The 13949-nt window shown below is 48.6% G+C and carries 10 protein-coding genes and 1 pseudogene; 4 read left to right on the plus strand and 7 right to left on the minus strand.

Translation table 11 applies throughout. From position 1 onward, the window contains the following. Positions 1-554 precede the first annotated feature (554 nt). Entirely contained in the window at positions 555-2129 is a 1575-nt protein-coding gene (locus QUB56_RS34840; protein WP_445243440.1) for a CHAT domain-containing protein, read from the plus strand. A 273-nt stretch (positions 2130-2402) separates the two neighbouring features. Next, positions 2403-4490 (plus strand): hypothetical protein, encoded by a 2088-nt coding sequence (locus QUB56_RS34845; RefSeq protein WP_332960931.1) that lies wholly within the window; start codon positions 2403-2405, stop codon positions 4488-4490. A gap of 58 nt (positions 4491-4548) precedes the next feature. Here QUB56_RS34845 and QUB56_RS34850 read toward each other — a convergent pair whose 3' ends face one another. The 5 genes from QUB56_RS34850 to QUB56_RS34870 all read right to left on the minus strand — a co-directional run bounded on the left by QUB56_RS34850 (position 4549) and on the right by QUB56_RS34870 (position 8928). Continuing rightward, positions 4549-5493, minus strand: coding sequence for a hypothetical protein (locus tag QUB56_RS34850; protein ID WP_332960932.1), 945 nt, complete (start codon positions 5491-5493; stop codon positions 4549-4551). Positions 5494-5499: 6 nt separating this feature from the next. After that, entirely contained in the window at positions 5500-7113 is a 1614-nt protein-coding gene (locus QUB56_RS34855) for a glycosyltransferase family 39 protein (RefSeq protein WP_332960933.1), read from the minus strand. Positions 7114-7130: 17 nt separating this feature from the next. After that, positions 7131-7445: a hypothetical protein gene (locus tag QUB56_RS34860; RefSeq protein ID WP_332960934.1), complete on the minus strand. Its 315-nt coding sequence runs from the start codon at positions 7443-7445 to the stop codon at positions 7131-7133. A gap of 241 nt (positions 7446-7686) precedes the next feature. Next, a complete protein-coding gene (locus QUB56_RS34865; RefSeq protein ID WP_332960939.1) occupies positions 7687-8511 on the minus strand; it encodes a transposase in 825 nt (274 codons plus the stop codon). 30 nt (positions 8512-8541) lie between these two features. After that, on the minus strand, positions 8542-8928 hold the full coding sequence (locus QUB56_RS34870; protein WP_332960935.1) for a transposase: 387 nt from the start codon (positions 8926-8928) through the stop codon (positions 8542-8544). A 413-nt stretch (positions 8929-9341) separates the two neighbouring features. Between QUB56_RS34870 and QUB56_RS34875 the strand changes: the two genes are divergently transcribed. Together QUB56_RS34875 and QUB56_RS34880 are read left to right on the plus strand one after the other, a co-directional pair. Then, complete coding sequence (locus tag QUB56_RS34875; protein WP_332960936.1) at positions 9342-9473, plus strand: hypothetical protein; 132 nt, start codon at positions 9342-9344, stop codon at positions 9471-9473. Between the two features lie 207 nt (positions 9474-9680). Further along, complete coding sequence (locus QUB56_RS34880) at positions 9681-11714, plus strand: iron uptake porin (protein WP_332960937.1); 2034 nt, start codon at positions 9681-9683, stop codon at positions 11712-11714. Positions 11715-12024: 310 nt separating this feature from the next. Here the strand turns inward: QUB56_RS34880 and QUB56_RS34885 are convergent, their stop codons facing one another. Further along, entirely contained in the window at positions 12025-13278 is a 1254-nt protein-coding gene (locus tag QUB56_RS34885; RefSeq protein ID WP_332960938.1) for an FIST N-terminal domain-containing protein, read from the minus strand. Between the two features lie 145 nt (positions 13279-13423). Further along, a pseudogene (locus tag QUB56_RS34890) lies at positions 13424-13732 on the minus strand (RNA-guided endonuclease InsQ/TnpB family protein); the annotation flags it as partial. Between the last annotated feature and the right edge of the window lie 217 nt (positions 13733-13949).

Here is a 13949-nt window from a genome sequence, read left to right on the forward strand (position 1 = left end):
GCCACGTGATTTATCCGTGGAATCAATCCCTTTTCGAAAATCGAAAATCCTCAAGAAAGAGCATTTATCCGTGGGGTAAATCTAAAATCTAAAATCTAAAATCTAAAATCGATTGACGGCTTTTTTTTGTTGTTTACAAGTACCTGTTTCTGCTATATAGCAATCCTAAATGATTATACTCGTTACCAGGAAGAGCCTGGTAAGCTGTTATGCACCTAGATTGTTTATGGTATTAGAGGGGGATTCGGGGAGAGTCCGAGAGGGTCCGAGGATTTGACGAGTTTTGATATGGGCTCGAAATATGCAATTTAAATGCAGAACAACTTAACGCATATCTGGAGGAAGAGCCTCCATAGTCTGGGCCGAGACTCTTCCTCGCTTACATCGGTTAAGAGGCTCTTCCTGGAAGTTAACCAGTTATTGAAACTGATGCGAGGATTGCTATAGTCCTCTATTTCTTTCTCTGCCGGAATCTGCGATTTTTATGCACAGCTTCTCCAGAATTTAGAAAAGTTTACATAAATCGCGAATTTCTTGGGGCGGGGACTCTGTTGGTGCTGGTGTGCGCACCCTACAGCAGATATTTGCGGTTTGTCTTGAATGCTATAATCGTGTGGCGATCGCCGTTTCCGTGTCAAATATTCCCCCCCACATCCAAACTTTTGCCAACTGCTGCCGCCAACTGCGCTATTAACCGCTCCAAAATTATGCAATACAAATCTCAGCAGCACCCTCAAAAACACAAGACTCAGAAAAAAATTAAAACAGCTATTTTTTACTGTTTGACAGCAATATTTTTCTGTCCGATTACCGCGAACCTCGCTGCAATTGCCCAAAATACGGACCAGGGCGGACTTAACGGGCAAGAAATGAGAAATTTGCTCGATCGGGGAAACCTCACCGAAGCCGTAACCAGAATCGAACAAAACTGGGAAGAAGAGTATCAAAATTACTTTGAACAAGATTTTGCGGCCAGTGCGAAAACCGCCGAAGCAATATCAAAAACTCTCTCCCGCCTAGCAGTTCAAACAAAGAAAAAACCTGCTGTAATTTACGCCATCCCGCGCACCGACCAACTAGAATTAATTTTAATATTACCCGATCGCCCGCCCATTTTCCGCAGCGTCCCCTCAGCAAAACAAGAGAAACTGCTCTCAGCAGTCAAAGAATTCAACAGTGAAATCACCAACCCCGTAAACATCAACACCACCAGCTATCTAAAACCAGCCCAACAACTCTACAAATGGATAGTTGCACCCCTAGAAACAGATTTGCAAGCAGCAAAAATTGAAACCTTGCTGTTCTGCGTCGGGGAAGGTTTGCGAACCGTACCCCTAGCAGCAATGCACGACGGACAGCAATTTCTGATCCAAAAATACAGCCTCGCCCGCATCCCCGCCTTCAAACTCACAGACAGCAATTACACCGACCTCAGAAACGCGCAAGTCCTAGCAATGGGAGCATCAGATTTCCCAGAAACGGCGAACAAAGAACCGCTGCCAGCAGTCCCGTTAGAACTCGGCGCGATCGCCCGAGAGTGGCCAGGTCAATCTTTTCTCAACCAAGATTTCACCATAGTAAACTTGCAATCCCAGCGGCTGCAAAAAAAATACGGAATCATCCACCTCGCCACCCACGCCGAATTCCGACCCGGAACCCCAAATAACTCCTACATTCAATTTTGGGACACGCAACTGGGTCTCGATCGAATGAGAGATTTAAAATGGAACAATCCGCCTGTTGAACTGTTAGTATTAAGCGCCTGTAGAACCGCCTTGGGAGACAAAGAAGCAGAACTCGGATTTGCAGGCTTAGCGCTGCAATCAGGAGCAAAATCAGCCCTCGCCAGCCTGTGGTACGTCAGCGATGCGGGGACTCTCGCCCTAATGACCGAGTTTTACCAGCAGTTAAAAATCAGCAGGCCAAAGGACCCTCCCATTATTAAAGCTGAAGCTCTCAGGCAAGCACAAATTGCTGCGATCGAAGGCAAAGTGACGATCGAAGGCGGTCAACTGCGAAGTTCCCGAGGCGAAACTCCCTTGCCCCCGTCCATTCCCAAACTCGACAGCAAAGATTTATCCCATCCGTATTATTGGGCAGCTTTTAGTATTATCGGCAGTCCTTGGTAAGTGCCCGAAAGAAACAGGCTTCCCTAGCCTGTTCCACAACGAGAATTGTGCGCGAGCTCCGTAGGGAAACGGCATTGCCTAAGTCCGGCGCGGGGATCTACCGATGGCACAGAAGAAACTAAAATTCTGGTTCTGTAATGCTGCGCGCTTTTTCTTGACCGATCGAGGTGATAAACTGTACAACATATAGTAATTCAATGCCTGTAGCTGCAAAAAAACCACCTACCGCAAACCTTCCAGCAACATAGCGGGGGTCTTCTAGAGAAAAGAAAGATGAAAAAATTAGAATTTTTGCTACAGAAAGAGGGCGATCGCGCCTGGTTGCCCCTAGAAACCCCCGACGTGGAAATTCTAGAAGGCAAATACCGCGTCGTTGCTCGCATTCAGCATCCCAACACCGACATTGAAATTCGCGTTACCCATACTTCCTTCGACGAACCGGCACAGCGGAAAGTCCAAAGCCGATCGGCCCGCACCAACCCCGAAGGATTAGTTGTGATCATTCCCTACACCAGGCTCAAACCCGGACTGTGGGAACTCTCCTGCTTGCCAGATCCCAAATCAACACCAGCAAAAGCTTGGCAGTACGGCGTTCAGTTGGAAGTATTGCCTGCAGAATCCGAAACCTCCGCACCCCTACCGCCGATCGACCAAACCGAACCGGCAACCTCCCCCTCACACTCATCCAAGGCAGCACCGATCGATCGCCCAGCCCCACAAATCGCAGCATCGGTAGATCGGCGCGCACCAACCCAACTCCCAGCAGCCGAGTCAGCACCGCAGCAGACCAAAATCTATAAATTTCCCACTCCCCCAACCCCCCAACCCAAACCGGGCGTCAAACTCGAACTCGCCCTCGATCGAGAAACCTTCGTCACCCAACTCGGTCGCCCCTTAATCATTTCCGGCAAAATCGACATTCCCGAGCCCGCCCAAAAAAACCGAAAAACAGCAACTCTCATCCCCGAATCCGAAGCGCTAGAACTCAAACAACTCATCGGTTCAGCACAACTGCAAATTTACCTGCGCGACCCCCAAACCTCAAAAATTCTCGCAGAAATCCAGCAGCCGATGCCAGAACAAGTTCCTCCCTGCATTTTTGCCTGCGTCACCTACATCCCAACCGAGTGCAAAAGCCGCTTGATATTAGGAGAAGCAATTCTCAGCAGCGGCAGCGTCACCCTAGCCACCAAACTATTCACAATTACAGCCCGTTTAGAGCACCTTCTAGAGGCAATTAAAGACAATTTCATCGAAGAAAAGCATCAAGCCGAACTCTCCCCAACAGCCTCAAAACAGCCTGGCAGCGCCAAAAGTCTATCATTCCTCAAGCTAGTAGAAAAATCCTTAGACCCTCCATCCCCGAACGAATCTCCAACAAACGAGCCCTTACCCCCTCAACTGCATTCCCGTCAGACTCCAAGTGCAGGCGGCCTAGAATTACCAGCATTTGGTAACAAACTGCCCGACAGCAGCCGATCGCAATTGCTTGCGGAAATCTCCAATTCGCCTCGAACAGCAGCAGAGTCGATCGACCCACAAACCAAACCTTTAGACCTCCCAAATGCCCCTCAAACAGCGTCCCTCGGAGCGATCGACCAAAAACCCAAAAACAGCCCCGAATTAGCAACAACAGTCCCAGAAACTCCGCCAGCACCCACAAAACAGGCATTTCAAACCTTAAACGTCCAAAATAGATTTTGGTCGCGACTGAGTTCCCTAGCCAGCAACGGCGAATCCCCCGAATGGCTCAAAGAAACCACCCTATCGCCAACTTCAAAAGCCGTCGCTAATAGCAGCGACGAAATTGCCGTGGTGGAAGAAAGCAGCCCAACCCAGCAGCAACCCGAAACCAGCGAAACAATTTCCGAGCCCAAATCTACTAGCCCCGAAGCCAGAGAATTTGTGGTTTTTGACGATCCCCCGCAGCCGCAACAAGTTGCTCAAAAAACCGCAACAGTCGCAGCAGAAGTAACTCCCCCAACACCCTACGTTTTGCCAGAAGACGAGTTAGTACCGATGCCGGTTTTGGAATTGCCGCGCGCCGAAATCATCGCCGGCGGGTCCGTAAAAGTGCAAGTGCAACTGCCGGAATTAATGCCCCGGATTTATGTGAAAGTTTGGGTGTACGATCGGCAAACCTACCTAATTCTCGACGGGCCGCGCTGGATTACCGAATTTAAACCTAACGGGTTGGGAAGCGTGCGAGCAAGTGTCGAGTTAGAGATTCCCTACGGCTGCATGGAAGTCGAATTTGAGGCCATCGCCGTAGAAATGCAAACTCAGCGGGAAAGCCACAAAATAACTGTTCACCGCCAAGTTTTACCCCCAGCCGGGCCAAGTTTGCCCCTGGAAGGGTAAGCCGAAATCCGCGTGCATCCGGGTTCATCCGCTCACATCTGCGGTTAAAAAATCCTACTTAGTTCCCCACCAACTGGCGAAACTTCTTCTTAAACTTATTCTTATACACGTAGATCGATCGCTGTAAATCCTCAACTTGCAGCGACATCTGGGCCGCCAAACCCGTGCGGTTCCAAACATCCTCCTGACACTTGCGGCGGCAAAAATTCATCGGTTCCGAGTAAACTTTCCCACTAGATAAAGTTGGCTTCGGCCCGCACCAGTGAATCACAGTCGCCTGAGTGCGATCGCCCGCAGGTCCGCTTGACTCCATCGGAAACTGCTTCTTCACCAAATCCTGGTCAAAATCCGGCACCAACAACTGCATATCCACGCTCTGCACCCGCAGCCGATTTTCTTGCGCCGCCCGGAAAATCATAAAGTTCAAAAACCCCATTTCTCCGTACTTAAATATCCCCGGATTTGCCACCGTAAAATCTAAAATTTCTACGTATTCTTCCAAGCTAAAAACGCCGCGCTTTGCAAAAAAAGTACCTGTGCAGAAATAATTTGCCCGATATTTCGACCAGCTAAAACTGGGGAAATGCTTTTCAACGCCCGGAATGTCAAAGAAAAATTTTGAAATATCTGCATCGGAATTTTCCTGACAAGGTTGGTCTACAATAAAATCAAATTCTTGAAAATTCGCCAATTTGAGAACATCGCCCCAGACGATCGTATCCGCATCCAAAACCATAAAATTTGACCAAGGACTTTCCCAGAAAGCAATCATTTTAGTTTTTCCCCAACCAAAACTTCTTTTCCTGAGAACCTTTTCAGAAACGGTTGTGCGATCGATCACTCGCACCCCGTAGGACTTTTCCAAAGCACTCACAGAAAACGTACCGTCAATCAACAGACAAATCGGCACATCTCCCAGGAAATAGCGGATGCTAGCACAGCAACCCTTAGCAAACAGATAATCTTGGTCGCAGCAGGCAATAATAATACCAAAATCTTCCATAAACCCTCACTCTTTTACTAACTTGCCCACCCAGAGCTTTGCGGTTTCTTGTTCTGACAGCAGCTCTATTTTCGAGTTGTGCATTTTCGCCAGCTTAGCACTAAATCCCTGCGATCGCCCGTAGACAAAAACATCGCTAAAACCGCTAGGAATTTTGGGTAGAGTTGGTCTGTCAAACAACTGAGCCTGACTGCGCGCTTCCGGGTCAAGGAACACCAATTGCAGCCGCACTTTCGGTTCTAACAAATGACTCATTGACAGTATATTTCCTAGAGTGACTTCCGAGATATCACTCACAACCAGGGGCTGTGGGGCCCGGTCGATCCTGCGAGCAATTGCAGGATTTTCCCCACCCCATTCCTTAGTCCACCAAGTCTCGGCTTGAGAACTAAGGGCATTCGACAGCACCCCGCCCGTTAACAGTACAAGTGTCAGAACTTTCCACACTTGCCGTTTCCAGCTTGGCACGCCCCGCGCGCTAATTTTACTCGCTAACAAGTAAGCAACAGCGATTTGCATCCCCAAATAACTCGGAAACAGGTAGCGAGCTTTAGTCGATCGGATTCCTCCCAATATAACATCCGGCAGCACCACTGCCAGTGCTGTCACCGCCATCACCGTCAGCAGAAACAGCCAAACCTGTTTGCTCGTCTCAGAACACAGAAAATAAACTGCATACCCTACGATTGTCACTAAAATTAAAGTAGCTGCCACTAAAGCAATAAGATATATCGATTTAGCATTAGAAGTTAGCCCAAGATCAAAAAAAACGCGACCGATATTTCCGAGCCAATTCTTAACTAAAGATAGCCTGTTGCTTTCTAAATCCGCCCAACCTGTCGCACCGCCTGCTGCCATTTTATTCACCAGTAAAAGTGCCAACCAAGGCATAATTGCTAGCAACGATACGGCACTTGCTATCAAATAACTAACTACCTTTTTATTCAACGTAAAACCTTGAGTCCCTACTATATAAATTCCGTGTCCGAGCGCAACTAACAGGCTAAATAAATGAGTATAATTTCCCAGAATATTTGTTACTGCGTAAATGCTCCAACTCAGCTTAGTTTGCAGCCGCATTGCTCGTAGCAGAGACGCACAAGAAAGCAAAATCAGCGCCGACCACAAACTGTAGGGACGTGCTTCTTGCGCGTAAAGCACGTGTAAGGGCGAAACTGCTAGCAATCCCACGGCTATCCACGCCACGGACGGCGGTGCCAACAATTCTCGGCACAGCCAGTACAGCCCAGGAAACGCTAACAAACTCATCCAAACTGAAAAACTTCTCGTCGCTGCGGGAGAATCACCGAATAGTTTTGCCCAACACTTGACTCCCAGAAAATACAGTGGAGGCAGTTGAGGTTCTTCTATTGCCAAACTTTTAACAGTATCGCCAAAATTTTTTGTCGCATTGAGTCCCTGATATTTCATCAAATCTTTTGGCGCTACTAACTGACCGCTGCTTATTTCATGAAACACTTCTGTTTGCGTGTAGCCAGAAATACGCAGGGAAGTAAATGCTTCATCGTACCAATAATATTTTTTGTCGATGTTGAAGAAGCGAAAAAAAACACCTAATAGCAATAATACAACTATTAAAACTCGCAGTTTACTTTTCATTACCGTCATACATGGTGTCAAAAAATATAGATAGTAAGCCTCAATGTAACATACCAGATAAAGGTCGAGTGTATGGCCCAATCTACAGGTTGTTCGCTCGCCCTCCCATAACTTGTGGCATTTACTTGTGCTGTTAGCAAATTAGAACCGTCCTGGATGCACTCCTTACTTTCATCAACCGAGTTTTTTAACTTCGAGCGATCGCCTAAAAGCAAGTATGTGCGTTGGTCAAACCCGGTTGATGCCTCCAGGACCCCAGGAGAATCAATGGATACTTTGGCAGCGGCATAAATCGCAGAGGAAAGGTGCTTTGAGATGCTGAGGCTGTGCAAAAAAAAACTGGTAGTGAAACGCCAGACAGCGAGGCGGCAAAACTCGAATTTCAGCTAACAAATATTCAGTCGGCTGCCGCTGCCAGAGCACAAAAAATTGTGTTAAAAAAGTAGCGGCAAATTAAACCCGCCGGCGGGCGGTATCAAAAATGGCGATCGCCCTGGCAACTCCCGACTGCTGGGGGCATCAGAAAACCAAAATAGGTGAAGTCTAAAATTGGCCTGTTACGAGGTGAACTACCTACACCAACCCGCTTAGGGTATGGTGTAGGCTTCCATCCTCACGGGAGATTGCCTCAACAACCGTGGATTTTTTACGTCCAGAGCGTTTTGGTCTTACATCCCCTCCGATGGCAGTAGCGCTAGTTCCTAACGCCAACATCCGCAAACCTTCATTTTTGATGTCGATCGCTGCATTAATATCGCGATCGTGTTTTTTTCCGCAATTTGGACAGTCTACAAACCGAACCTTCAAGCTATCAAAACCTTTCTGAAGCTCTGGAATGGGTAGCAAGGTTTCAGCACAAAGCTGAGACGAAGGAAAGAAACGGTTAATTTCGACATAATCATGACCGTATCTTTCTGCTTTGTATTTGAGCATCGTCAAAAACATTCCCCAACCTAGATCCGAAATTCCTCTGGCTAGGTTTGGATTTTTGACCATGTTCTTGACGGCCAGATCTTCCACCACAATTACTTGGTTTTCGTAGGCTATTTTGCGGGATAGCTCCTGTAGGAAATATTCGCGGATTTCGCGACTTTTGCACACTTTCGCAACGATGTTTTTCGCTTTTTTGCGATTGCTCGTACCTTTTTTACGTGCAAGTTTACCTTGCTTGCGTTTTTTGTTTCGTTCAAGCTTTTTCAGCTTGCGTTGTACAGGTTTGGTTTGGTTGTGTTTCTCGGCTTCACTGGTAATTGCGAAGTCTTTCAGCCCTAAATCCACACCGATAGCAGGGTTTTTCGCAACTATTTTTTCTGGTTCAAATGCGAACAGAATCGATGCAAAATACTTACCATCAGTGGTTTTAGAGACAGTGACACAACCTTGCTTACCCGTGGGAATAACACGATGAAATACGGTTTTAACAGTTCCCTATGTGCCGGGGAATTTGATTGCTTTTTCCTCAGTTAGTAGCGTGACGTTTTGAGGATATCCTACCGACTGCTTACCGAACTTATTCTTGAAACTTGGGTATTTTGCCTGACCTTCAAAAAAGTTTTGGAAAGCAGTCGAAAGATTGAACGTAACACGTTGAAAACATTGAGAATAGGCAATTGCCAACCATTCAAATTCACGTTTCACATCAGGAAGCAATCGATCCATTGCAGCTTTAGAAAAACCTTTTCCAGTTTCTTTGTAGGTAGTCGTGGTTTTATTCAGCATGAAGTTGTATAACCAACGACAATTACCGAACGTTTGAGCTAAATATTGTTCTTGCTCTGGACTAGGATAGATTCTGACTTTGACTGCGTGAGACACTGGTTACGACCTCTACCGTGTTTATACATTCATGGTAACACACTTTCCAGAGTGTGTATAAAGTTACTGTTAAGTTACGTGAGAGATTTGTTTGTTTCGTCGTGATTCCCTTCCCTCGCTTTCAGCATTGGTCACGGAATCCTCCTCAACTTGCCTCGCATTCATCTCACACCAAATCAAATATTATGGTGTGAGATGAATGCTGCTCTAAGGTAAATTTACCAGCCTCGATCCGTCAATTCCCCAATCCTGGGGGGAAATAGCCCCGAACCGGCCGCGAGGTTTAAAGTTAGGTTAAAAAGCTTGACATAAGACGAGTGAAAGCTGTATAAGGGATGCGACAAGCAGCCACAATTCTACCTATAACTGTCTGTTAAGCCTGGCGTAACCGAGGACTCTGGGCAGTTGTCAGTTTGAGGCAGATTGTGGTCGAGTCCGTACAAGCAGTTGTCGATCGCCCTCCGAGCAACTCAAGCAAATCTGGCGATCGAGAGATGAAATTAGCAGGTGATGGTATAATCAACCGTAAACTAATGTGGGCTTGACCTGAATTGATGCCTGGGCGGTACAAGGGCTCGGCCCCCGGAGTTCAAGCAGAAGTAGACACGCCTACTGTGAATCAACTGTGAATCAACAGTTATGGATAGGTTCTATTTTTTTGGCAGTTATTGTCAACAGGCAAGCAACCACAAAAATTAGCAGTGGGTAATTGCTGCTCGTCGAGTTGAATAGAGTGTGAAGGTGTGAGGAAAATGAACAGAACTTTTTGGAATTTACTGCTAGTATGCCCGGCAATTCTGGGTATATCATCAGTCGTCAGTGCCGGTGCGATCGCCGCAGAAGCTCCAGCAACCGCTGAAGCCAACCAGCTAGCTACAGCTCAGTCATCTGAGTCAAAAATTGCAGAAATAGTTGCAGAACCAGTTGCAGAACCAGTTGCAGCAGCCCCTGCGACCCAAGAAAAGCTGGCTTTAAACAACAGCGCCCCGTCAGCTCAAACCCCGGTCGCCAACTCCGCAGACGCTGAAAAACTGGCAAAAATTGAACCAGAAAACAGCGCAGCAGCACTGCAAACAACAGGGAGCGACATCGAGTCAGCAGCCCCAAGCGCTCCCGCCAGCACAGCAGCAGCTACTGAAGCCCTGGCAGCAGCAGGCACAGCCGAACCGGAGCCCCAAGCATCAGACAAGGCAGTGCAAAGCAGCCAGACAGAAGTTGCTGGGAAAATTGAAGTGCCAGCAGTCGCCAGCACCCCAGCTACTAAGGTAGAAATTGCTCAGACTTCCCCTGCTGGAATGGGCGGCCCGATCGTCCCTGTCGCTCCCCAAGTGCTGCCGGCCCAACAGTCCGGAACCATGTCCCAGGTGACATCGGTCTCTCAACTCTCCGACGTGCGCCCGACAGATTGGGCATTCCAAGCCCTGCAATCCCTAGTCGAACGCTACGGTTGTATCGTAGGTTATCCCGACGGCACCTACCGCGGCAACCGCGCCCTGACTCGCTACGAATTTGCAGCCGGCGTCAACGCTTGCTTAGACAAAATCACCGAGCTAATTGGGTCAACAGGTAACTTGGTCACCAGAGACGACTTAGCCATCCTGCAACGCCTGCAAGAAGAATTTGCAGCCGAACTCGCTACCCTGCGCGGACGGGTAGACGGCCTAGAAGCTCGCACCACAGAACTCGAAGCCAACCAGTTCTCCACCACAACCAAATTGGCTGGAGAAGCCATTTTTGCCGTCAGCGACACCTTCGGAGATGGTGTCGGCCTTCACGATGACAAAACGTCTACCAACCTCGGCTACCGGGTGCGCTTGAACTTCAACACCAGCTTCACCGGTCGAGATATGCTCAGAACCCGCTTGCAAGCCCTCAACGTCGCCAACTACGGTGCAGCCACTGCCACTGGTACTAACATGGCTCGCTTAGCGTTTGACGGGAACGATAACAGCAATTTCACACTAGACGAGCTGTACTATCGTTTCCCGATCGGTAGCGCTACAGTCTTTGTCGGTCCTAAAGGACTTGACCTGGATGAAATTGCAGACACGGTAACACCTTTTAACTCTACGGGTACTGGTGCGCTTTCCAGATTTGGAGTTCGTAATCCGGCCGTATTCCGCGGGGCGCAGGGAGCTGGGGCAAGTATAACTTTCAACTTGGGCAGCCTCCGAGCTACCGCGGGCTATCTCGCCGGCGACAGCGATGCTCCCAACCCCGCAAACGGTAGGGGCGTTTTCGATGGTTCTTTCAGCGCTTTGGGCCAGATAGGCTTTTTTAGCAAACCGTTTGATTTAGCCTTCACTTACACCCGCAAATACAATCGTGCAGGCGATGTTGGCATCATGGGTGGCACCGGCAGTTCTTTGGCTAACCGGCCCTTCGGTCAAGCACCCACTGAAGCAGATAACTATGGCGTGCAAGTTAACTTCAAACCCAGCAGTCGCTTTCAGATTGGTGGTTGGTACGGTTATACGAAGGCTGAACAACTGCGGGGCGGCAACAATGACGCTACCATCCAGAATGGTGCTATCACTTTGGCCCTGGCAGATTTTGGTCGGCAAGGCAACCTCCTCGGCTTCGTCTTCGGTGTACCGCCAAAAGTTACTGAGAGTGATGTCGCCAGAAACCGCAACACCTCTTATCACTTAGAGGGTTTCTATCGCTTCCAAGTCAATGACTTTATCTCGGTGACACCCGGCGTTTACGTGATTCTGAATCCCGAACACAACAACAGAAACGACGATATCTGGGTCGGACTCCTGCGTACAACCTTTAGTTTCTAAGGTTCCCCAATATCTCCTCACAAGTAAAAGCGGCAGGCGACTGCCGCTTTTAGCTATTGGCGAGCCATCGATCGATTTGAGATTTGAGATTTGAGATTTGAGATTTGAGATTTGAGATTTGAGATTTGAGATTTGAGATTGTCAACAGTTAACAGTCATTAGTCATTAGTCATTAGTCAACAGTCAACAGTCATCAGTCAACAGTTAACAGTCATCAGTCATCAGCCAACAGTTAACAGTCATCAGCCAACAGTTAACAGTCAACAGTCATCAGTCAACAGTCAACAGTCCACAGTCAACAGTTCACAAATTATGAATTTTGGCGGCAAATCCCGAATACGGAGGTGTAGCCGTGCAGAAATGTGCTGCCGCCGACCGGGCCGATTTCGCCGTTGCAGAAAAAGCCGCTCAGGGGGATGTTTTTGAGGTATCGGCCAAACAGTCGGGAGTCAAAGTTCGACTGGCCGTAAAGCCCTTCCCCGCGCCCCAGACAAGAGAACATTAAGGCGCCGGCGCTAGATGTACCGCTGTACTCGGCAGCCCGCTGATAGCGATCGAGCAGCATTTCTAGGTCTTCTGCGGAGGTGCGCGCGTCCCGCAGGTGAAATTGGATGCGCTGTCCGGGACGGACTCGATCGCCGATCGCAATCGCCCCCACTTTCGGATCTACTCCCAACAAATTGCGGATTAAAAAATCTCCCGGCTCTAATTTCAGCTTGAATTCATCGCTGACTAAGCCTACAAATAACGAGTGTTGGGCTAATTCTCGGTCTTCTTCGCTCAAAGTTTGAACTAACTCTCGCAGGGCCTCTAAGGGCGATCGCTCGATGCCCCCGCTGCCGCTATCGTCGGTTTGTTCTTCGAGCTTCAGCAAAATATTCCGCTCTCCTTCCGTCACCCGATAAGGATGCCCGATCGGCCTGCAGCCTTGAGCGACGATCGTTTCCAAAACTATATTGCCGCTCAAAGCTACCCCAACCGTCCCTTCTCGGTAAAGCTGATAGTCGCAAAACAGCGCCGCGCCCCTGCCCGCACCGTCCCCGCCGGCGAGTCCCCCTACCTTCGCCGCACCCGGATAGGCATAATCGAGCCCTTGCAGCAAATCGTTAATTTTTGCGGAAAAGGGGTCGGCCAAGATGATGAACTGCGGTTCTTCCAGGGCCGGCACGCCCAAGAGATCCACCCAAGTATCCGGGGGACTATCTAAGTCCGGCAGTTCTTCTGCACCGACGTGAAAAGTTCTGACATTCACTCCCGGCAACCGCGCCAGACTCAGGCTGACTGCCGGAGCTCCCTCGACTTCTTCGGTGAGGCCGCCCCGGTTCGTACCGATGACTCCTCCCCCGCCACAGCCCAGGATCGCGGGCACTGGCATCAGTTCTCGGAGTAAAGGCATCAGCCGAGAATACTCGCTGGCAAAGGCAGACGAGATAAATATCAGCGCTAAATCGGCCCGGCCTTCTAGGTCGCGATCGGCTTGTTCTACAACTTCTTTGAGCGCTGATTCCAAAGACGGACGGGTTGATAAAGCGCTGACCCACTGCATCGGGTTTTGGGTGTACATAAGGCTAACTTCTCTATAAAACTAACTCTATACATTAGCTAGACAGACGGGAATCCCCACAGTATAGCCCTACTCGGCTGTGCGTTGGGATGACTCGTCACGTTTTGGCATCCTCCCGGTCGTGAACGACGGGGATTCCTAAACCTCACCATTTAGGTTTCTGTTTCTTAGCAGTCGCCTTCACAGATTTACTCTGTTGAGGTCTTACACTCGCTCCACAGACTGATACCGCAAGCCCTGCGGCCAAAATGTTTTTACTTGCGTTAATGTCACGGTCATGGTGAGTTCCGCAGTCTGGACATTCCCATTCTCGAATACTTAACGGCAATTCAAGGGCAATATGCCCACAATTACTGCACCGCTTAGAACTAGGAAACCATCTATCTATCTCAATATAGGTTCTCCCATACCAACGGCATTTGTAAGCTAATTGACTGGTTATTTCTCCCCAACTTATACCAATTTCATAAAATACTGCTACAGTTAGTAAAAGTGCATTTTGCAATTTATTAGCCAAATAGAGGTCAAAATAATGTCAGGAGTGGCCAAGATTGTAATTCGAGAAACCGCTGCAGAACTGAAAACTTTGCTGGATCGAGAGAAAGATGCTGTGCGCCACGAAAAACTGCTGATTCTGTATTGGCTCAAAACCAAAACAGTGGATAGTGTAT

The organism is Microcoleus sp. AR_TQ3_B6, assembly GCF_036702785.1.
Lineage (GTDB): Bacteria > Cyanobacteriota > Cyanobacteriia > Cyanobacteriales > Microcoleaceae > Microcoleus.

Bases quoted from the DNA above. Each gene is read 5' to 3' on its own strand.
- QUB56_RS34880 (WP_332960937.1), top strand. From the start codon at position 9,681: ATGAACAGAACTTTTTGGAATTTACTGCTAGTATGCCCGGCAATTCTG.
- QUB56_RS34855 (WP_332960933.1), bottom strand. From the start codon at position 7,113: ATGAAAAGTAAACTGCGAGTTTTAATAGTTGTATTATTGCTATTAGGT.
- QUB56_RS34850 (WP_332960932.1), bottom strand. From the start codon at position 5,493: ATGGAAGATTTTGGTATTATTATTGCCTGCTGCGACCAAGATTATCTG.
- QUB56_RS34845 (WP_332960931.1), top strand. From the start codon at position 2,403: ATGAAAAAATTAGAATTTTTGCTACAGAAAGAGGGCGATCGCGCCTGG.
- QUB56_RS34885 (WP_332960938.1), bottom strand. From the start codon at position 13,278: ATGTACACCCAAAACCCGATGCAGTGGGTCAGCGCTTTATCAACCCGT.